Here is a 3,681-nt window from a genome sequence, read left to right as displayed (position 1 = left end):
GTTTCTTTCGGTATAACAAACCAGGTCATTGCCGGGCCGTTGATATCAAAATCACCGAATCCTGCACCATTCAGCACGGGATTATCCCAGGTTCTGATGTAATAGCGTTTTTGCCCGAGATCGGCCACAGATATCCACTGCGTGTAGTCTCAGGAACACCCTTATCCCGAATCAGTCCTTTCGGAATAGCAAAGCTGCTGGCAATATGCTCTGCCATTCTTACCCCCGGCAGCCCCCCGCAGTCTTCTGTGCTGACTGGATTTGCCCCTGTAACTCCAGACTCATCGACTCTCTTGTTTAGGCCTGCCGGCGTCGCAGGTATTCCCGCGGCGAACGGTAGCCTAACGCACTGTGCGGATGACATTCGTTATAATGTTCGAACGCCATCGCCAGGTTCTGCACTGCCGTACCAGCAACACCGCCCGGACAAAGCGGGATGCGGAGGTCGGGTCTCCCGTCATGCCACGAAGCCCGTATCCCACATCCGCAGGTGTACCTGCCATTGATCACTTCCTTAAATTTTTTCCGTAATCGCCCGCAGCGCTTCGTGGGCTTTAATGAAATGGTCACCCCCACCCTGTGTGCGGTACGCTGACAGGGTGTTCTTTTTCTGGAGAGGCCATCATGCAAAACGTCACGCTTATTGGTATCGATCTCGGCAAACATTCCTTCCACATCCACTGTCAGGATAAATCCGGCAAACCACTTCTTCGTAAGAAATTCACCAGAGCCAAGCTCATTGAGTTTCTTGGGGGATGTGCTTCGGCTACCGTTGTGATGGAAGCCTGCGCTGGCGCGCACTTTATGGCTCGTCGGATCGCGGATTTAGGACATGAAGCAAAACTCATTTCTCCGCAGTTTGTCCGCCCTTTTGTAAAAAGTAATAAAAACGATTTTGTTGATGCTGAAGCCATATGTGAAGCTGCATCCCGCCCTTCCATGCGGTTTGTACAATCCAGAACGGAGGCTCAACAAGCCATGCGTGCGCTGCACCGCGTTAGGGAGTCACTGGTCAGAGACAGGGTTAAAACAACCAATCAGATGGATGCGTTTTTACTGGAATTTGGCATCAGCATGCCAGTAGGAACGGCTGTAATAAAACGCCTTTCAACAGTGCTAGAGGAAAATGAGCTCCCTCCTTATCTGGAACAGTTACTACTTCGGCTCCACAATCATTACCAGTATTTGCTGGAACAGATTGCAGAGATTGAGGTTGCACTTGAGCAGGAGCTATCCCGTGACGAAACAGGGCAACATCTGATGACAATTCCAGGTATTGGACCGATAACCGCCAGCGTCTTATCATCCCAGTTGGGGGATGGTAAACAGTATCCCAGCAGTCGGGATTTTGCCGCATCAACTGGCCTGGTACCACGCCAGTATAGTACCGGCGGGAAAAACACGTTACTGGGGATAAGTAAACGTGGAAACAAAAATCTGCGACGACTACTGGTGCAATGTGCCCGGGTTTTCATTCTGCACATTGACACACAGTCTGGTTGTTAGCGCCAATGATATAAGACGGTAATTCACCATTTGGATTGTCCGCTCCACCCAACATGTTGTTTCCTTAAGGTTCTCACACCAGAAAGGACATCAACATGCTGAACAGAGAGGACTTTTACATGATAAAGCAAATGCGTAAGCAAGGTGCGTACATTGTCGACATTGCGACTCAGGTTGGTTGTTCGGAGCGTACCATCAGACGCTATCTTAAATACCCTGAACCACCGGCCAGAAAAACGCGCCACAAAATGGCCAAACTGAAGCCGTTCATGGACTATATTGACACGCGTCTGACTGAAAATGTCTGGAATGGCGAGGTCATTCTCGCGGAAATTAAAGCGATGGGTTACAGCGGTGGTCGCTCCATGCTGCGTTACTACATCCAGCCCAAACGCCAAATGCGGCCATCAAAGAAAACAGTCCGCTTCGAAACCCAGCCCGGTTACCAGCTGCAGCACGACTGGGGCGAAGTCGAGGTGGAGGTCGCAGGACAGCGATGCAAAGTTAACTTCGCGGTGAATACGCTGGGGTTCTCCCGTCGCTTCCATGTCTTTGCCGCACCAAAGCAGGACGCTGAACACACCTATGAGTCGCTGGTCCGCGCCTTCCGCTACTTCGGTGGCAGTGTGAAAACCGTGCTGGTTGATAACCAGAAGGCGGCGGTGCTGAAAAATAACAACGGAAAAGTGGTGTTCAACTCCGGGTTCCTGTTGCTGGCCGACCACTATAACTTCCTGCCACGCGCCTGCCGTCCGCGCAGGGCCAGAACCAAAGGCAAGGTGGAACGAATGGTGAAATATCTTAAGGAGAACTTCTTCGTCCGGTACCGCAGGTTCGACAGCTTCGCCCATGTTAACCAACAACTGGAGCAGTGGATGGCTGATGTGGCTGATAAACGGGAGCTTCGCCAGTTCAGACAGACGCCAGAACAGCGCTTCGCGCTGGAACTGGAGCATCTGCAGCCGCTACAGAATACGGACTTCGATACCAGCTACTTCGACATCCGCCATGTGTCGTGGGACAGTTATATCGAGGTTGGCGGCAATCGTTACAGTGTTCCCGAAACTCTGTGCGGGCAACCGGTCTCGATACGTATATCGCTGGATGACGAGCTGCGGATCTACAGTAATGAGCAGCAGGTGGCATCGCATCGGCTCTGTTCAGCACCATCTGGCTGGCAGACGGTCCCTGAGCACCATGCCCCGCTCTGGCAGCAGGTCAGCATGGTGGAGCATCGCCCTCTGAGTGCTTATGAGGAGCTGCTGTGATGCATGAACTTGAAGCGCTGCTGAGCCGTCTGAAAATGGAGCACCTGAGCTATCACGTTGAAACTCTGCTGGAGCAGGCGGCTAAAAAAGAGCTGAACTATCGGGAGTTCCTGTGTATGGCGTTGCAGCAGGAATGGAACGGCAGACATCAGCGCGGCATGGAGTCCCGGCTGAAGCAGGCTCGTCTGCCATGGGTCAAAACGCTGGAGCAGTTCGACTTCACCTTCCAGCCGGGCATCGATCGTAAGGTTGTCAGGGAGTTGGCTGGTCTGGCGTTCGTGGAGCGCTGCGAAAACGTGATCCTGCTGGGTCCTCCGGGTGTCGGGAAAACCCATCTGGCCGTTGCTCTCGGCGTGAAAGCGGCGGATGCGGGGCACAGGGTACTCTTCATGCCACTGGACAGACTGATCGCGACGCTGATGAAGGCGAAGCTGGAAAACCGACTGGAGCGCCAGCTACAGCAACTAAGTTATGCCCGGTTGCTGATCCTGGACGAAATAGGCTATCTGCCGATGAACCGAGAGGAAGCCAGCCTGTTCTTCCGGTTACTGAACCGTCGGTATGAAAAGGCGAGCATCATCCTGACGTCGAACAAAGGCTTCGCAGACTGGGGAGAGATGTTCGGCGATAATGTACTGGCAACGGCGATCCTGGATCGGTTGTTGCACCACTCAACGACAGTGAATATCAAAGGGGAAAGTTACCGGCTGAAGGAAAAACGCAAAGCCGGAGTGTTGGCCAAAAACGCAACGCCAATCAGTGATGATGAAATGGCGGAAAGTGGACAACAGAAGTGAGCAAATAGCGGACATTAAAAATGGCGAAAAACGGTCATAAACCTTGGCGTTGACAGCGTGTGCTCCACATATTTTCCGACCAGGATACGGGCCAGCAGGCTGCTGCCCAC

General features: G+C 52.8%; 2 protein-coding genes and 2 pseudogenes. 3 read left to right on the top strand and 1 reads right to left on the bottom strand.

Going from position 1 to position 3,681, the window contains the following annotated elements; translation table 11 throughout:
* Window positions 1–297 precede the first annotated feature (297 nt).
* A pseudogene (locus tag AAIR21_RS27380) lies at window positions 298–408 on the bottom strand (integrase core domain-containing protein); the annotation flags it as partial.
* 216 nt (window positions 409–624) lie between these two features.
* On the opposite strand from AAIR21_RS27380, the pseudogene AAIR21_RS27375 reads away from it, so the two are divergent.
* From AAIR21_RS27375 to istB, 3 genes and pseudogenes are all read left to right on the top strand, one after another.
* A pseudogene (locus AAIR21_RS27375) lies at window positions 625–1,500 on the top strand (IS110 family transposase); the annotation flags it as partial.
* A gap of 101 nt (window positions 1,501–1,601) precedes the next feature.
* The gene (gene istA, locus AAIR21_RS27370) at window positions 1,602–2,774 is read left to right on the top strand and encodes an IS21 family transposase (protein ID WP_422702243.1); all 1,173 of its coding nucleotides are present in this window, start codon (window positions 1,602–1,604) and stop codon (window positions 2,772–2,774) included.
* Window positions 2,774–3,571 carry an IS21-like element helper ATPase IstB gene (gene istB / locus AAIR21_RS27365; RefSeq protein WP_333168990.1) on the top strand — a complete coding sequence of 266 codons (798 nt, stop codon included), beginning with the start codon at window positions 2,774–2,776 and terminating at the stop codon, window positions 3,569–3,571. Before istA ends, istB begins: the two co-directional genes overlap by 1 nt.
* Window positions 3,572–3,681: the final 110 nt, after the last annotated feature.

This window comes from Enterobacter sp. PTB (genome assembly GCF_051130085.1).
In the GTDB taxonomy this organism is placed as follows: Bacteria; Pseudomonadota; Gammaproteobacteria; order Enterobacterales; family Enterobacteriaceae; genus Enterobacter; species Enterobacter ludwigii.
The sequence above is the reverse complement of the archived record's forward strand: the minus strand, read 5'-3'. Positions and strand labels throughout refer to the sequence as shown.